Raw genomic sequence first — 15,883 nt, 5'->3', positions numbered from 1 at the left:
ATCGTGCCGCCCTGAAAATCGCCGACAGTGGCAACCATGACCGATACCGCATTGCCAATTGCTTCTTCGCCGGTCGTCTCGCCACGCGAGGAACGCATCGGCATGCTTCTGGTGTTCCTGTCGGCGCTGATGTGGAGTTTTGGCGGCACCATCGCGCGGTTCATCGACATCACCGACAACTGGACGATTGTGTTCTGGCGCTCGGCCTGGGCCGCCGCCTTTCTCATCGCGTTCATGGCCTGGCGCGACGGCTGGCGCGGCATGCTGAAATTGTTTCGCGACATGGGCCTGCCTGGCCTGGCCGTCGCCTTCTGCTTCGCCATCGCATCGACCTCGTTCATCGTCGCGTTGGCCCACACCACAGTCGCCAACATCCTGTTGATGCAGGCCGGCGTGCCGCTGCTGGCTGCGCTGCTTGCCTGGCTGCTGTTTCGCGAGCGAGTGGCCAGGGCGACCTGGCTGGCAATCGCCGCCGTCATTGCCGGCGTCGCCATCATGGTGTCGGAATCGCTTGGCGGCACCGTGTCTCCCATCGGCGACAGTTTGGCGCTGCTCATCGCCTGCGTGTTCTCCATCGCCACTGTCATCACCCGGCGCTTTGCCTATGTGCGCATGACGCCGGCGACTTGCCTTGGCACGCTGCTGGCCGGCGCCTTCGCCGCGTCTCAGGCATCGGCATTCGCCGTTTCCAGCCACGACATGGGTTTTCTGTTTGTCTTTGGCGTGATCAATCTCGGCGTCGGCCTTGCCTTCTTCGCCACCGGCGCCCGACTTGTTCCGGCGGCGATCGCCGCCCTGCTCGGCACGTTCGAGCCGATCCTCGGCCCGATTTGGGTCTGGCTGGTGCATTCCGAGGTGCCGTCGGCGCGCACCATCGTCGGCGGTACGGTCGTCGTCACGGCGCTGCTCGTCCATATCGGGCTCGAGTTCAAGCGTCAGGCGCGACCCGAGCGGCCGGGCGTCACTGGCCTGCCATCGCCTAATTGATGAGGCATCGATCCAGCGCACGCGTTTGCCATTGACAATGGTGTTGCGGCGCGGGCAGGTTGCGGCCACGGCAACAACAAGACAGGCGCATCTTGCCAAGTGTCTCCGCCGGTCCGATCGAGACCGGACAACATCGTCGTATCCCTGCCCGCGCCGTGGCGAAAGCTTCTGACGGCGGCCAAACGCCCTCAAGATCATGGCACGGGTACGCAAGCTCACCCTTCGATCGGACATCGAGCCAGGCCTGCTGCGCCAACTCTGGCTTGCCGCTCTCCGGCAAGCCCAACAATCTGAAGCAAAAGCCCAGCCGTGCGGATGCCGCGACGGACTGGCGATGGAACACTCACCAAAGGAGAATAGCATGATCCGCAAAGCGCTCTGGCTTTCGGCGACTTCGGCATTTGTGACACTTTTCACCATTGGCGGTCATGCCGAGGACCGCGTCGTCAACGTCTTCAACTGGTCCGACTATATCGACAGTTCGATCATCGACGACTTCACCAAGGAAACCGGTATCAAGGTCGTCTACGACACCTTCGATTCCAACGAGATCCTTGAAACCAAGCTCCTGGCCGGTGGCAGCGGCTATGACGTCGTCGTGCCCAGCGGCAACTTCCTCGCCCGCCAGATCCAGGCCGGTGTGTTCCAAAAGCTCGACAAGTCGAAGCTGCCGAACATCTCCAACATGTGGGATACCGTTCTGGAGCGGACCGCCAAATATGATCCCGGCAACGAGTATTCGATAAACTACATGTGGGGCACCGTCGGCATCGGCTATAACATCAAGAAGGTGCAGGCAGCGCTCGGCACCGACAAGATCGACAGCTGGGACACGTTCTTCAACCCGGAAAGCCTGGCCAAACTGAAGGATTGTGGTGTCTACGTGCTGGATTCGCCGGCCGACATCATTCCGGCGGCGCTGAAATATCTCGGTCTCGATCCGAACAGCACCTCGCCCGACGACATCTCCAAGGCCGAGGAGACACTGCTGAAGATCCGGCCCTACATCAGAAAGTTCCACTCGTCCGAATACATCAACGCGCTCGCCAATGGCGATATCTGCCTAGCGGTCGGCTGGTCGGGCGACGTCTTCCAGGCCCGCAACCGCGCCGTCGAAGCCAAGCAGGGCGTCGAAATCGGCTATTCGGTGCCTAAGGAGGGCGCCCAGATGTGGTTCGACCAGATGGCGATACCGGCCGATGCGCCGCATGTCGCCGAGGCGCTCGAATTCCTCAACTACATGATGAAGCCCGAAGTGATCGCCAAATCGTCGAACTATGTGCTGTACGCCAACGGCAACAAGGCCTCGCAGCAGTTCATCGACAAGGCGGTGCTCGAAGATCCGGCGATCTATCCGGACGCGGCGACCTTGCAGAAACTGTATACCGTCCAGCCTTACGATCCGAAGACCCAGCGCCTGATCACGCGCACCTGGACCAAGATCGTCACCGGCCAGTAGGCGATTAGACACGACCCCGGCAGCCAGCTGCCGGGGTCAAATCTTTTTCGGGGAACGCAGCAGACGGAGTGGGGATATGAAATCGCTTGGCAGCATCCGCAGGGATTTCGCGCCATGGAATGATCCGAACGCCAAGCCGTATATCCAGTTCGACAATGTCACCAAGAAGTTCGGCGACTTCACCGCCGTCAACAATCTGTCGCTGACCATTTTCGAGCGCGAGTTCTTCGCCCTGCTCGGCGCCTCGGGCTGCGGAAAGTCGACGCTGCTCAGGATGCTTGCCGGCTTCGAGGAACCGACCGCCGGCCGCATTCTGCTCGACGGCCAGGATTTGCGCGGCATCCCGCCCTACCGCCGGCCGGTCAACATGATGTTCCAGTCCTATGCGCTGTTCCCGCACATGACGGTCGAGAACAACATCGCCTTCGGCCTCAAGCAGGACGGTATGCCGAAGCCCGAGATCGCCGCGCGCGTCGCCGAGATGCTGAAGCTGGTCAAGCTCGAGCAGTTCGCCAAGCGCAAGCCGCACCAATTGTCGGGCGGCCAGCGCCAGCGCGTGGCGCTCGCCCGCTCGGTCGCCAAGCGGCCGAAAGTCTTGCTGCTCGACGAGCCGCTCGGCGCGCTGGACAAGAAGCTGCGCGAGGAAACGCAGTTCGAGCTGATGGACCTGCAGCAGAAGCTTGGTCTGACCTTCGTCGTCGTCACCCACGACCAGGAGGAAGCGATGACCATGGCCGACCGCATCGCCATCCTCGACAAGGGCGAGGTGATGCAAGTGGCGACGCCGCCCGAAGTCTATGAGGCGCCTGCCTCGCGCTTTGTCGCCCACTTCGTCGGCAACGTGAACATGTTCGAGGGCAAGGTTGCCGAGCGGACGGCAAAGACAACCCGCATCTCGGGTGCCACCGGAGCCCAGATCGTCGTCGAGAACGCCGGCGATGCCGCGGCCGGCGCCGACATCGTCTTCGCCATCAGGCCGGAGAAGATCAAGATCTCGTCGAAGAAACCGGCCGACGCGATCAATGCGCTCGAAGGCGAAGTCTACGACATCGCCTATCTCGGCGACATGACGGTCTATCACGTCAGGCTGGACGACGGGCAGATGGTGCGGGCGAGTACGATGAATGCGGCACGCGTCACCGAAGATCCGCTGAGCTGGAACGACCGCGCCTGGGTTTCTTTCCGGTCCGATGCCGGCGTCGTGCTGACACGGTAGGGGGCGATCATGTCGAACGCCGCCGCCGCTGCAGCAACATCCCCATCGGCAGATGCCGCCAAGTCCCCGCTGGCCAGACTGGGAGCGGCCTTCGTCGGCCGTCTGGTCATCATCATCCCCTATCTCTGGCTGCTGTTCTTCTTTCTCATCCCCTTCATCATCGTCTTCAAGATATCGCTGTCGCAGACCGCGATCGCCATGCCGCCCTACACGCCGGTGCTCGACTTCAGCGGCGGTATTTCCGGCTTTTTTGACCAGCTGAAGCAGCTCAGCATCGACAACTACACCTGGCTGACCGAGGACGCGCTCTACTTCAACGCCTATGTGACCAGCGTCATCATCGCCGCGATCTCGACGGTGCTTACCCTGCTCGTCGGCTATCCGATCGCCTATGGCATGTCGCGCGCCCCGGCAACGATCCGCCCGACGCTGCTGATGCTGGTGATCCTGCCGTTCTGGACCTCGTTCCTGATCCGCGTCTACGCCTGGATCGGCATCCTCAAGCCCGAGGGGCTGCTCAATCAGCTGCTGCTTGCCACCGGCGTCATCAGCCAGCCGCTGATCATCCTCAACACCTACACGGCGATCTTCATCGGCATCGTTTATTCCTATCTGCCGTTCATGGTGCTACCGCTTTATTCGTCGCTGGAGAAGATGGATTACTCGCTGATCGAGGCGGCCAAGGATCTCGGTTGCCCACCGACCAGCGCCTTCTGGAAGATCACCTTTCCGCTGTCGCTGCCCGGCGTCATCGCCGGCTGCCTTCTGGTGTTCATCCCGGCCGTCGGCGAGTTCGTCATCCCCGACCTGCTTGGTGGCTCGCAGACGCTGATGATCGGCAAGACGCTGTGGAACGAGTTCTTCGCCAACCGCGACTGGCCGGTGTCGTCGGCCGTCGCGGTCATCCTGCTCTTGCTGCTGATCGTGCCGATCATGCTCTTCCAGCAGGCCCAGGCGCGCGCCCAGGAGCAAGGCAAATGAACGCCACCTGGAGCCGCTTCAACATCACCTCGATCGTGCTGGGCTTTGCCTTTCTTTACCTGCCGATTGTCCTGCTCATCGTCTTCTCGTTCAACGAGTCGAAACTGGTCACCGTCTGGGGCGGCTTTTCGACCAAATGGTACGTCTCGCTGTTCCACAACCAGGGCCTGATGGATGCCGCATGGGTAACGGCCCGCGTCGGCGTCATCTCGGCCACGGTGGCCACCGTGCTCGGCACGTTGGCGGCGCTCACCTTGACCCGCTACACGCGCTTCAGGGGCAGGGTGCTGTTTTCCGGCATGGTCTTTGCCCCGCTGGTCATGCCGGAGGTCATCACCGGCCTGTCGCTGCTGCTGCTCTTCGTCGCTGTCGGCCTCGACCGCGGCTTCCTGACCGTAACACTTGCCCATATCACCCTGACCATGTGCTTTGTCGCCGTCGTCGTGCAGTCGCGCCTCGTCAGCTTCGACCGTTCGCTGGAAGAAGCCGCGATGGATCTAGGCGCGACCCCGGTGAAGACTTTTTTCCAGATCACGCTGCCGGTCATCATGCCGGCGATCGTCTCCGGCTGGATGCTGGCCTTCACGCTGTCGCTCGACGACCTGGTCATCGCCAGCTTCACCTCGGGCCCGGGCGCAACAACCTTGCCGATGAAGATCTACAGCCAGGTTCGTCTCGGTGTGACGCCGGAAATCAACGCCGCCTGCACCATTCTGATCGCCGTCGTTGCGGTCGGCGTCATCATCGCTTCGCTCGCCAACAAGCGGCGTGAAGTGCAGCGCCAGCTCGACGAGCAGGCGGCGCAGCGCGGCTGATCAAGCCGCGCTGATCAATCGGGAACGGGGTGTTCGGCTGAAGAGGAGGGCCTACTCGCCTGAAATGCCGCGGCTGATCGGCGAGATGAACGGCGTGCTCCAGGTTCCGCCGACGAAGAAGGACGACTGGTTAGGCCCTTGCTGCCCAGTCGGCTGCTTGGCGGCCTGCTCCGGCTGGATGACGCCGCCCGACAGCGCCAGCCCCCGTCCAGCATAGGAGGCAATGCCGGAAAGCCAGATCCTGGACTTGGCCGAATTGGCCTCGGCCTTGTCCAGCCTCGCCACGCCCCTCGAGATGCTGGCCTTGATCTCCGCTCCATCGATCGGCAGCGTCCCGTTGGAGACATCGTCGAGCGCGAAGAACCCGCCCTGTTCGGTGCGCTTGAGGAAGGCCGGCAGGTTGAGCCCGGTGAGCGCGCCAGGCCCGAACGTCGCCGTGACCGAACCATCGGCGTTTTCGAAGATCGAATCCCAGGATTTGCCCGGCCCCTTGAGGATGACCGAGACGGTTGCGGTTCCGACCGGCACCAGCCGCGTCATGCCGGCCGCGGTGGCGAAGGCGCCGCCGTCGACGTCGGAGGCGAGAAGCCGGATCTCGACCTGCGTGCCTTCGGGCTTGCGGTCGAAACGCAGGCTGCTCTGGATGTTGCCGCCGAACGCCGAGGCATCCGAAATGTCGAACACCGCTAGCCCGTTCTTGACCTGCGCCGTGGCGGCGACGTCGGCAAGCTGGACGGGTCCGGCCGTGGCATGCGCCGCCGACAGCCGCAGGTCGAGATTGACCTTGTCGGCGAAGCTGGTGTCGATCTCGCCAGGACCGGCTTCGCCGGTTGGCGCCAGCGGCGTGAAAGCGGACAGAAACGACCTGAGGTCGAGCGTGTCGAAGGCGAGCGTGCCGGAGATGACTGGCAGGGTCTCGCCAAAGGAGAAGTCCAGTGCCCCCATGCCCGGATTGTTGTCCAGCGCCACCGTGGTGTTTTCGAATTTCACCCGGCCGGCCGACGCCGTCACTTTGCTCGCCACCGAGACCGAGCCGATCGCTGCACTTTTCGCGATGCCGGCCTGCGACCACTCGAGCACGCGCCGCAGCGAGGGTGCTGCAAACTTCGCCTGGCCATCGAAATAGCCGTTCTCCGACATCGAGGCCATGCCATCGAAGGAAAAGGTCGCCGGTGAGGCCTTGAAGGACAGCGTGATCGGCGCAGCCCCGCCGGCAAAAAGCACCAGCGGATTTGGCGATGCGAAATCGACGGCGACGCTTTCGCCGCGCCAGATGCCGGTCGCCGTCATCGTCGCATTGCTGTTCATCGCCGCCCAGTTCGCCTGGCCGGTGAGGCTGCTCAGGATTTCGGTCTCCTTGCCGCCGACCGAAGCCACCATGCGGCCGTCCCTGAACTCCACCGTGCCGAACGGATCGGCCGGCAGCTTGCTGAGATCGGGCTTGGCCGGATCGGCATTGACTACACCGCGCGCCGTGTCGATCGAGCGCGTGATGCGGCCGCCGGCCGGAATGGCCGGCAGGTAGAAACCGTTTGCCGCACGCTGGACCCTGATCGTCGGCCGCACCAGCCGCGCGGTGGAAAACACCACGTCGCCGCGCAATGCCTCCATGGCGGAGAGGTCAACCTCGACGCGCTCGGCTTCGATCACCGGGGGTGCGTCGGTCTCGGTCCACTGCGAAAGCGTCACGTCGCTCAAAATGGCCCGGAATTTCGGCCAGACCTCGATGCGCGGCGAGCCCTGGATGGTGACCCTGAAGCCGCTCCAGGCGCTCATCTCCCAGGCGATGCGGTCGCGCACGATGCGGGTCGAGGCAAACAGCGGCAGGGCGGCGACGACCAGCGCGGCGACGAGCGCGGCAACGCCGATCGCCCATATTCCGCGCCGGATCAAAGATGATCGCATATCGCCCCGGTTGCTTCCATTGCCGACAAATCGCCCGACGGGTGTAACCCAGCGCTGACGCATTTCAAGTCTTTATGGCCCGGCGATGGCATTTGCGCACACCAACAGCCATAGATGTCTGCTTTGCCGGCGGTTTTCCCGATGCGTCATCGCTTGTCGGAACAAAATCTTGCCCTGCTGCAGCGCAATATGCATAAGCGATGCAGCCCGTGGAGGAACGATCATGGCTGCCGACGCACCACTCTGGATCCCGACGCAAGACCAGGTCGACGCCGCGCCGATGACCGCCTTCATGAAGGCCGCAGCGGCGAAAACCGGTCTCTCTTTCGCCTCCTATGCAGAGCTTCACCGCTGGTCGATCGACGATCGCGAGGCGTTCTGGGACCTGGTCTGGGATTTTTGCGCTATCGTCGGCGACAAGGGTGAGCGCGCTTTAGTCGATGGCGAAAAGATGCCGGGGGCAACCTTCTATCCCGACGCGACGCTGAACTTCACCGAGAACCTCTTGAAGAAAACCGGGTCAGGCCAGGCGATCGTTTTTCGCGGCGAGGACAAGGTCGAGCGGCGGCTGTCCTGGAATGAACTCAATGCGCTCACCTCGCGCCTGCAGCAGCTTTTCCTGTCGCTGAAGGTCAAGAAGGGCGATCGTATCGCCGCCATGATGCCCAACATGCCGGAGACCGTCGCCGCTATGCTGGCGGCCGCCTCGATCGGCGCGGTGTGGTCGTCCTGCTCTCCCGATTTCGGCGAGCAGGGCGTCCTCGACCGTTTTGGCCAGATCGAGCCGGTCGTCTTCATTGCGCCGGACGGCTACTGGTACAATGGCAAGGCGATCGAGGTCGCCGACAAGGTCGCGGCGGTGGCGGCAAAGCTGCCGTCCGTCCGCAAGATCCTGATCGTCGACTATCTCGGCACCTCGGCGGATGTGGCAGCGACCATCGACAGGGCGGATGCCCTGGAGGAGACCTTGTCTCCCTTTGCCGCCAGACCGCTCAGCTTCGAGAGGCTGCCGTTCGCGCACCCGCTTTACATCCTGTTTTCCTCAGGCACGACCGGCATCCCCAAATGCATCGTCCACTCGGCCGGCGGCACGCTGATCCAGCATGTCAAGGAACAGCGCCTGCATGCCGGCCTGCTCGACGGCGACCGCTTCTTCTACTTCACCACCTGCGGCTGGATGATGTGGAACTGGCTGGTCTCGGGCCTCGCTTCGGGTGCTACGCTGCTGCTCTACGACGGCTCGCCCTTTTACCCCGACGGCAATGCGCTGTTCGATTTTGCCGATGCCGAGAAGATGACCTATTTCGGCACCTCGGCGAAATTCATCGATTCCGTGCGCAAGGCCGGCCTCGAGCCGATCCGCAGCCACGATCTGTCCACGGTGCGCACCATCTCCTCGACCGGTTCGCCACTGTCTCCGGAGGATTTCCGCTTCGTCTATGACGGCATCAAGAAGGACGTGCATCTGGCTTCGATTTCCGGCGGCACCGATATCGTTTCCTGCTTCGTGCTCGGCGTGCCGACGGAGCCGGTATGGACCGGCGAAATCCAGGGACCCGGCCTCGGCCTTGCCGTCGACGTCTGGGACGACGACGGCAGACCGGTCCGGCAGGAGAAGGGCGAACTCGTCTGTGCAAAAGCCTTTCCGGCAATGCCGATCGGCTTCTGGAACGACCCCGAAGGCAAGAAATACAAGGCTGCCTATTTCGAGCGCTTCGACAATGTCTGGTGCCACGGCGACTTCGCCGAATGGACCGCCCATGGCGGCCTGATCATCCATGGCCGCTCCGACGCGACGCTCAATCCGGGCGGCGTCAGGATCGGCACCGCGGAGATCTACAACCAGGTCGAGCAGATGCCGGAGATCCTGGAGGCGCTGTGCATCGGCCAGGATTTCGACAATGACGTGCGCGTCGTGCTGTTCGTGCGGCTAGCCGCCGGCGTTCAACTCGACGCCGATTTGGAAAAGCGCATCCGCGCGAAAATCCGCACCGGGGCGAGCCCTCGCCACGTGCCGGCAAAAATCGTCGCCGTCACCGACATTCCGCGCACCAAATCGGGCAAGATCACCGAGCTTGCGGTGCGCGACGTCGTGCACGGCCGCGCCATCAAGAACAAGGAGGCGCTCGCCAATCCCGAGGCGCTGGAATTGTTCAAAAATCTGCCGCAGCTTGCCGACTGATGCATGCCGCCCAAAAGTGTGTAGCGGTTTTGGGAGAACGGCATGCATGGCTAAAATGGCCATTCGCGCTGGTTAACGAATTATCTCGATCGAATTTACCTAGATTTCATGAGTGGTACACATTCGTAAATTTTCCGGCCGGCCGGTAAGGATTTGTTAAGGGCCGGCGCCGATAGTCGCACGTAACTTGAGGGAGAAATCCCGTCCTCGTCCCCTGAGGATCAGTTTCGCTCAAGCCCCGTTGTGACAGCAATCCTATTACCTAAGGCGTCCCATTGGACGCCTTTTCTTTTGCTGCAAAAGCAATGGATCGGGCTTACTCCGCCAGCACGCGGGTCGAGGGGAAGGCGACTTCGACGAGCGTGCCTTCGCCGGGCGTCGAATTGATGCTGAACCGGGCCCGGTTGGCCTCGACCATCGCCTTGGTCAGCGGCAGTCCGAGACCGGTGCCGTCACCGCGTCCGCGCTTCAGCGCGTTGATCTGCTTGAACGGCTTCAGCGCCTGCTCGATCTCGGCCTGGCTCATGCCGATGCCGGTGTCACGCACGCGCATGACGACATCGCCTGAGGTCTCATACGCGGTCGAGACGATGACCTGGCCACCGGCCTGCGTGTAGCGGACCGCGTTGGACAGGATGTTGAGGGCGATCTGGCGCACGCTGCGCAAATCGGCCACCACTTCCGGCAGCCGCGAGGCGAAGCTGGAGCGGATGATGACGCGTTCGCGGTTGGCCTGCGGCTGCATCATCGCCACCGTCTCGGCCAGCGTGTCGTTGAGCGACACCGCCTCGTAGTCCATCTCCTGCTGGCCGGCCTCGATCTTCGAGATGTCGAGCAGGTCGTTGACGAGGTCGAGCACGTGGTTGCCCGAGCGGTTGATGTCGCGCAGATAGTCGCGGTAGCGGTCGTTGGCCACCGGCCCGAATTTTTCGTCCACCATCAGTTCGGAAAAGCCGATGATGGCATTGAGCGGCGTGCGGATCTCATGACTGATACGGGCCAGGAAATCCGTTTTCTGCGAGGAGGCGCGCTCGGCCACGGCGCGCGCCTGGGTGAGATCCTCCTCGGCTCGCTTCCATTGCGTGATGTCGCGCACCACGGCGCAGAAGCCGCTGTCGCTAGGCAGCCTGCCGATGGTCATGAACAGCGGAATGAAGCGCCCTTGCGCCTCGCGCCCGATCACCTCGCGGCCGTCATTCATCACGCTCGCCACGCCGGGTTCGGAAAGCCCGTTGAGATAGTCGCGCGCCGCGCGCTGGCTCTCGATGGCGAACAGCGAGGCGAACGGCTTGCCGGCGACCTCGTCGCTGTCGAAGCCGAACAGAGCTTCGGCCGGACGGCTGATCGAGCGGATCGCGCCGTCACGGCCGATCAGCACCACGCCGTCGGTGGCGGTGTCGATGATGGTGCGCATTTCGGCAATACGGCTTTTGAGTTCCGAAACATCAGGCTGGGTCGGTTCGGCCGACAGGCCATGCAGGGCAGCAGGCGGCGCCTCGTCTTCGCCGGAACGGCGCACCACCAGCATCAGCGCCTTGCCGCCGCGCCACGGCACCGAGCGCAGTATGGCGTCGATCGGGAATTCCTGCCCGTCGCGCGCCTTCAGCCGCAGTGCACGATCGCTTTCGTCGGCAGCGCCGTCGTCGGAGTAATGATCGGCAAACAGCGCGCCGAGGCCACCGGCATCGGCCAAGTCGTCGAGCGTGTCATAGCCGGTCAAATGGAGGAATTCGTCATTGGCGTAATGAAGCTCGTCGCCGGAATGGATGAGCAGCGGCACCGGCAGCTTGCCGAGGATAGATGTATCAGGGGCTTTGGTCTCATCCCCGGTTGAGAAAGCCGAGGGCAGGAACCCGTCGAGCTTGAGCGGCGGAACCTTGATGAGCGGCCGCTCCGGCGGAGCAGCACTCGTCTCAGGGGGCTTGTCCCCGGTGGAAGCGGCGGTGTCCTCGCCGGACGGCTCCCAGTCCTCGCTGTCCTCGGCGTCGTGGAAATCGTCGGCCGTCATGCTGTCGTCTTTATCGGCGCCTGTAGCCGGCGTCTCGGCAACAGCCGGCTCGGCATCGTCAGCCTTGGCGACTTCAGACACCGCTGCCGCTTGGTCCGGCTCCGAAGCCGGCGCGTCGTCGCTACTGTCCGCAACCTGGCCGGGGTCGTCCGTGTGGTCGGCATAGTCGAGCAGCGAGCCCGAGACGGCGGGCGCCGCGGGTTGGCTCGCGTGGCTCTCTTCGCTGCTTTCGTCCGGCTGCGCGCCATCGAGCCGCGCCAGATCCTTCTCGTCTTCGGCGTCGCCCTCGGGCGGTTCAGCAGCTTCCGTTTCGCTTTCCGCAGACTCGCTGACGGTCGCTGTAGCTGCGACTTGCTCCTCGGCCTCGGCGGACGGCTCCGGCTGCTGTACGACGCCGGACCGGTCAGGCGAGGGCTCGCCGGCTGCCTCGACCGGGGCATTCTTGCCGACGGTCGGCTTCGCGTCCTCGGCCCGGGTCTCCGCCGCCGGCGGCTGTTCGACCGGGGTCGCGCTGTCTTTCTTCAGCCGCTCGCCGATTTCGCGGAAGGCGCTGCGCTCCAGGGTCGACAGGCCCCTTTCACTTGCCGAATGCTTGTCGTTGGCCGGTTGCCGATGCTCGGCCAGCCGGATCACCTTGTCGGCGAAGCGGCGTTCCGGCTTCGGCACGATGGTCAGCGCCGGCACTTCGCCCTTGAACGGGTCGGCCGGCTCGGCAGTCCCCATCTCCGGCGCCTCGACTGCCGGCTCGCTGGTTGCGTGCTTCTCGCCATTGGGGACAAGCGCCATGCCGATCGCTTCCGGATCGACCACCGCGTCGCCGCTGCGGGCGACGCCGAAACCGCGAAAACCTTCGAAGGCGCGGCTGCGGGCATAGACCGGCAATGCCGCCAGGTCGACCGGTATCTTGAGATCGGTGCCGGCCACCGGCCACAGCACCGAACGGCCGGACCAGGTGTCGCGCCGCTCCAGCAGGCCGGCGATCTCGCCCGAGGCATCGAGACCGAAAGTGGCAGCCACATCTTTGAAGCGGCGGCCGATCACATCGGCGGCTGGCTTGCCGACGATCCCGGCGAATTCCGCCGACAGCGCGCTGAACCTGCCTTCGGCATCGGTGCGCCAGACGAAGCGCAGCGGCGTTGCCGAACGGTCGATTGTCGCAGCGGCGGGGCGCTCGGCAGGAGAAGCGGCCTTGGCAAGCTCCTGCTGCCTGTTCTCGACCGGGGTGTCGGGCTTCGGTGTCTCGACCTGCGTTGGTGCGCCTGGTCGGTTCGCCTCATCCCCGCCGGCATTGAAATACCAGTGGTCGTGTTGCGCCGGTGCTGTGCCAATTGCCTGCCGGTCACCACTGTCCGGGCTTTGCGTCGCCGAAGAGGCAGGCTGCTCGTCGCTCCGACGTGCAACACTGCCGGTGTCCGACGTCACGTCCGCTGCCGCACCGGTCGGAGCTGTTGTCGTGGGCTCATTGTCCTGACCGGCTTCCGGCCGGACAGCCTTGTTATCTTCCGCCGATGCGGCGTAGGGCGCGCCAACGGCCCCTTCATCGTCGAGCTGGTCTTCGTCGATGACCACCAGCAGGTGGCGCGCATCGGTCAGCCGGGCGAGGCCTGCCGGATAGGAATTGGCGCCGCCCGGAACCAGGCGCTTGACGATACGCTCGTCGCCGTTTGCCACATCGGCGACAAGCGCCGCCAGCGTCTCGGGCAGGATGCCCAGCGCCGCAAAGCCGTCCGAGGCGGCCTCGACGCCGCCCGCAGCGTTAATGAAGGCGATGAAATGGCCATCTTCGGTGAACCCGCCAATGGCGCGGCTGGCGATCTCGGCCGGGCTGCGCGAGCCGGTTTGCGCCGCCGGCAACACCAGCATGATCGCATGCTCACCATCCGGCATCCTCACCGCGCTGGCCAGGAAGCCGACGGCACGGCTGCTGAGCCCGGTCGCCAGCCTGACCGTGATGGCACGGTCGCTGCCGATCTCCGGAAAACCGCTGGTCGCCATGATTTGGCGCCGGGCGATCAGCGGCAGCCGTGCCGAGGCGCCGATGATGGCCTCGATATCCGGGTAGCCGAAAACCGCGGCCCCGGGACCATTGGCCCAGATCACCTGTTCGAGGTTCGCCGACAATATGGCGATCGCATCGCCGGCGGCGAAGCGCTGGCGGACCGCGTCGAGCACGGCGACGTCGAGGAAGGAGTAGTTTTCGGGCGGCATGCGCTTGGCGAATCCCTCGGCGGGCAATTTGAGTTAACGCTTTGTTAATAAAAGCCGGCGGGGCGAAGGTCCACAAGCTATGACGTGCAGCGGCTGGAATCTCTGGGCTCTTGGTTAACGGTAGGGAAGAATTTTATGGTGCACCGCAACAAAGATGTTGCATCGCACAAAAAAACCTCTATATTGCCATTATACATGAACGAGACGGCTTTCTGTCAAAGCCGCTACCACTGAAAAGGATGGAAAATGTCCAAGACCAAGACCGGCGAGACGATCGAGAACGTTGAATTCCCGACCTTCGATGCTTCCAAGACCACCGATCAGATTCGCGCTTTCGCCGAAAAGGGCGTCGAGCAGTCGAAGGAAGCCTACACCAAGCTGAAGACCGGCGCCGAGGAGACCCAGAAAGTTCTGGAGTCGACCTTTGAGACCGCCAAGACCGTTTCCGGCGACCTGTCGCTCAAGACCATCGCCGCCCTGCGCGCCAATGCCGATGCCGGCTTCTCGCATCTCGAAGCCCTGATCGGCGCCAAGTCGCTGTCGGAAGTTGTCGAGCTGCAGACCGCGTTCCTGCGCAAGCGCGTCGAGATGACCGTCGAGCAGGCCAAGGACTTCCAGACCGTCGCTTCCAAGGCGGCCGAGGACGTCTCCAAGCCGATCAAGACCGCTTTCGAGAAGGCCCTGAAGGACATCAAGGCCGCCTAATACCTACGCACAACCTGGCGATGCATCAAAACGTCGCATTTCGTCAGACAAATAGATGTGCGATAAAGTGACCAAGTGAATACCCGGCGAGTGGAACCTCCTCCCTCTGCTCCCCGGGGTGACCAGCCGGCACCTCCTCCCGCCGGCTCGTAACAGGAAAAGGCCGGCACCTCCTCCCGCCGGCCTTTTCTTTTGCCTGGTGGAAACCGGCGCGGTTTGTAGAACCGAACCTTTGCTTCGCAAAGGCCTTGAATTAAGATCCGATAGCCCGTATTGGACGCATCGCCGAACGACAGTGCGGATCCCGGAGAACAAGCTTCACCTCGATCCTGCTTAGGCAGACGTGCCGTTGTAGCTCAGCTGGTTAGAGCGCCGGATTGTGGATCCGGAGGTCGCTGGTTCGATCCCAGCCAACGGTACCATCGGTTTCCTAAATGAAATCAGTGGTTTAACAGGTGGACAAATTGTCCACTTTCGCCCTTTCGTGTCGCGCCATGTTGCAACTGGCTACCGTTGATTTCCGAGGGTTTCCTGCGACTATCCGCCGGTTCGGTTTTGTGGATCACAAAGCCGCGCCCATCCTTGAAAAGATGATCCGCAGGGGGGGCAAAAGCACTATCAATCGAGGACCGCTACTGGTGGGCGATCTATCTCAATGGACACTGTTGCGTGTCCCTCACGTCGTCGCATCGATTTCAAAAGGCGTCGAGGAATTGCTGCGAAAGGTGCTTTCGGAACCAGACGCAGATTTCGACGCCTAAGGGAGAAGCGCCCGAGCGAAATCTCCTCGAGTGGGCTCAGAATCATGCACCTAGCGCGCTGGCCAATTCAGGCATGGAGATATTATCTCAGATGGTCGGCGAGAGGCGGCCGATTGAGCGCTTGCTCTCATTCTGGTGGGCGTTCGAAACTGCAGCCGGCCGCTGCTGCTCGGCGACGATCCCCTGGAACGCATTGGCGACCTATATCGGCCCAAATGCCTTATCAATCTGCCGCTTTCACCAAGCCATGCATTCTTTGCTGCAAACGATCGATCGGTCACTGAGAAAATCGAACGGTTGACCGACAGGCGGGTTGTTGACGCCACGAACATCTCCACCATCTCAACCGCGAAGAAATTCGTCTATGGGAATGCCGAGCCAAGTTTCGTCGAGCAGTACCTTTTGAGAAAATTGGAAAGCCCGCCACCGTGAGGCGGCAGCCCGTTCGCTAGCCGTTCTTGAAGACAATGTGGGCTACGGCGCCTTTGTCCGCTTTGATCGCAGCATGGCAGGCCTTATCCTTGGAAGTCGCTGTTCCGTGTTTGGCGTGAGCCAACCGAAAGTAGTCAAGCACCCCGCGGGCCGTGTCGCTTCGTCCGTGGAACACATATTCCTCTGATGATGTTTTGATCGTGACTCTCGTACGGCTTGTTCAG

General features: G+C 62.9%; 11 protein-coding genes and 1 tRNA gene. 10 read left to right on the top strand and 2 right to left on the bottom strand.

The genetic code is table 11. The features are described from left to right. Positions 1–36 precede the first annotated feature (36 nt). The 5 genes from D3227_RS22465 (at position 37) to D3227_RS22445 (ending at position 5,458) form a co-directional block, all read left to right on the top strand. Positions 37–987 carry a DMT family transporter gene (locus D3227_RS22465; protein WP_120016481.1) on the top strand — a complete coding sequence of 317 codons (951 nt, stop codon included), beginning with the start codon at positions 37–39 and terminating at the stop codon, positions 985–987. A gap of 361 nt (positions 988–1,348) precedes the next feature. After that, entirely contained in the window at positions 1,349–2,446 is a 1,098-nt protein-coding gene (locus D3227_RS22460; RefSeq protein WP_120016480.1) for a polyamine ABC transporter substrate-binding protein, read from the top strand. 76 nt (positions 2,447–2,522) lie between these two features. Continuing rightward, a complete protein-coding gene (locus D3227_RS22455) occupies positions 2,523–3,662 on the top strand; it encodes an ABC transporter ATP-binding protein (RefSeq protein ID WP_120016479.1) in 1,140 nt (379 codons plus the stop codon). A 9-nt stretch (positions 3,663–3,671) separates the two neighbouring features. Beyond that, positions 3,672–4,643: an ABC transporter permease subunit gene (locus tag D3227_RS22450; protein ID WP_120016478.1), complete on the top strand. Its 972-nt coding sequence runs from the start codon at positions 3,672–3,674 to the stop codon at positions 4,641–4,643. Beyond that, positions 4,640–5,458 carry an ABC transporter permease gene (locus tag D3227_RS22445; protein ID WP_120016477.1) on the top strand — a complete coding sequence of 273 codons (819 nt, stop codon included), beginning with the start codon at positions 4,640–4,642 and terminating at the stop codon, positions 5,456–5,458. The genes D3227_RS22450 and D3227_RS22445 overlap by 4 nt, the downstream gene beginning before the upstream one ends. A 51-nt stretch (positions 5,459–5,509) precedes the next feature. Here the strand turns inward: D3227_RS22445 and D3227_RS22440 are convergent, their stop codons facing one another. Next, positions 5,510–7,363, bottom strand: coding sequence for an AsmA family protein (locus tag D3227_RS22440; RefSeq protein WP_120016476.1), 1,854 nt, complete (start codon positions 7,361–7,363; stop codon positions 5,510–5,512). Positions 7,364–7,586: 223 nt separating this feature from the next. On the opposite strand from D3227_RS22440, the gene D3227_RS22435 reads away from it, so the two are divergent. Next, positions 7,587–9,545 carry an acetoacetate--CoA ligase gene (locus tag D3227_RS22435; RefSeq protein ID WP_120016475.1) on the top strand — a complete coding sequence of 653 codons (1,959 nt, stop codon included), beginning with the start codon at positions 7,587–7,589 and terminating at the stop codon, positions 9,543–9,545. Positions 9,546–9,861: 316 nt separating this feature from the next. Here D3227_RS22435 and D3227_RS22430 read toward each other — a convergent pair whose 3' ends face one another. After that, on the bottom strand, positions 9,862–13,761 hold the full coding sequence (locus D3227_RS22430; protein WP_120016517.1) for a sensor histidine kinase: 3,900 nt from the start codon (positions 13,759–13,761) through the stop codon (positions 9,862–9,864). 246 nt (positions 13,762–14,007) lie between these two features. Here D3227_RS22430 and D3227_RS22425 point away from each other — a divergent pair, with 246 nt between their 5' ends. From D3227_RS22425 to D3227_RS22410, 4 genes are all read left to right on the top strand, one after another. Beyond that, positions 14,008–14,466 (top strand): phasin, encoded by a 459-nt coding sequence (locus tag D3227_RS22425; RefSeq protein ID WP_120016474.1) that lies wholly within the window; start codon positions 14,008–14,010, stop codon positions 14,464–14,466. Between the two features lie 345 nt (positions 14,467–14,811). Next, positions 14,812–14,888, top strand: a tRNA-His gene (locus tag D3227_RS22420). 42 nt (positions 14,889–14,930) lie between these two features. Continuing rightward, positions 14,931–15,227, top strand: a complete 297-nt coding sequence (locus D3227_RS22415) for a hypothetical protein (protein WP_147377654.1) — start codon at positions 14,931–14,933, stop codon at positions 15,225–15,227. Positions 15,228–15,362: 135 nt separating this feature from the next. Further along, positions 15,363–15,659, top strand: coding sequence for a hypothetical protein (locus D3227_RS22410; RefSeq protein WP_120016472.1), 297 nt, complete (start codon positions 15,363–15,365; stop codon positions 15,657–15,659). Positions 15,660–15,883: the final 224 nt, after the last annotated feature.

Source organism: Mesorhizobium waimense, assembly GCF_003601975.1.
Classification (GTDB): Bacteria; Pseudomonadota; Alphaproteobacteria; order Rhizobiales; family Rhizobiaceae; genus Mesorhizobium; species Mesorhizobium waimense.
The sequence above is the reverse complement of the archived record's forward strand: the minus strand, read 5'-3'. Positions and strand labels throughout refer to the sequence as shown.

What these genes read in the sequence shown, in the direction of transcription:
- D3227_RS22465 (WP_120016481.1), top strand. Translation starts at nt 37, where the DNA reads ATGACCGATACCGCATTGCCAATTGCTTCTTCGCCGGTCGTCTCGCCA.
- D3227_RS22460 (WP_120016480.1), top strand. Translation starts at nt 1,349, where the DNA reads ATGATCCGCAAAGCGCTCTGGCTTTCGGCGACTTCGGCATTTGTGACA.
- D3227_RS22455 (WP_120016479.1), top strand. Translation starts at nt 2,523, where the DNA reads ATGAAATCGCTTGGCAGCATCCGCAGGGATTTCGCGCCATGGAATGAT.
- D3227_RS22450 (WP_120016478.1), top strand. Translation starts at nt 3,672, where the DNA reads ATGTCGAACGCCGCCGCCGCTGCAGCAACATCCCCATCGGCAGATGCC.
- D3227_RS22445 (WP_120016477.1), top strand. Translation starts at nt 4,640, where the DNA reads ATGAACGCCACCTGGAGCCGCTTCAACATCACCTCGATCGTGCTGGGC.
- D3227_RS22440 (WP_120016476.1), bottom strand. Translation starts at nt 7,363, where the DNA reads ATGCGATCATCTTTGATCCGGCGCGGAATATGGGCGATCGGCGTTGCC.
- D3227_RS22435 (WP_120016475.1), top strand. Translation starts at nt 7,587, where the DNA reads ATGGCTGCCGACGCACCACTCTGGATCCCGACGCAAGACCAGGTCGAC.
- D3227_RS22430 (WP_120016517.1), bottom strand. Translation starts at nt 13,761, where the DNA reads ATGCCGCCCGAAAACTACTCCTTCCTCGACGTCGCCGTGCTCGACGCG.
- D3227_RS22425 (WP_120016474.1), top strand. Translation starts at nt 14,008, where the DNA reads ATGTCCAAGACCAAGACCGGCGAGACGATCGAGAACGTTGAATTCCCG.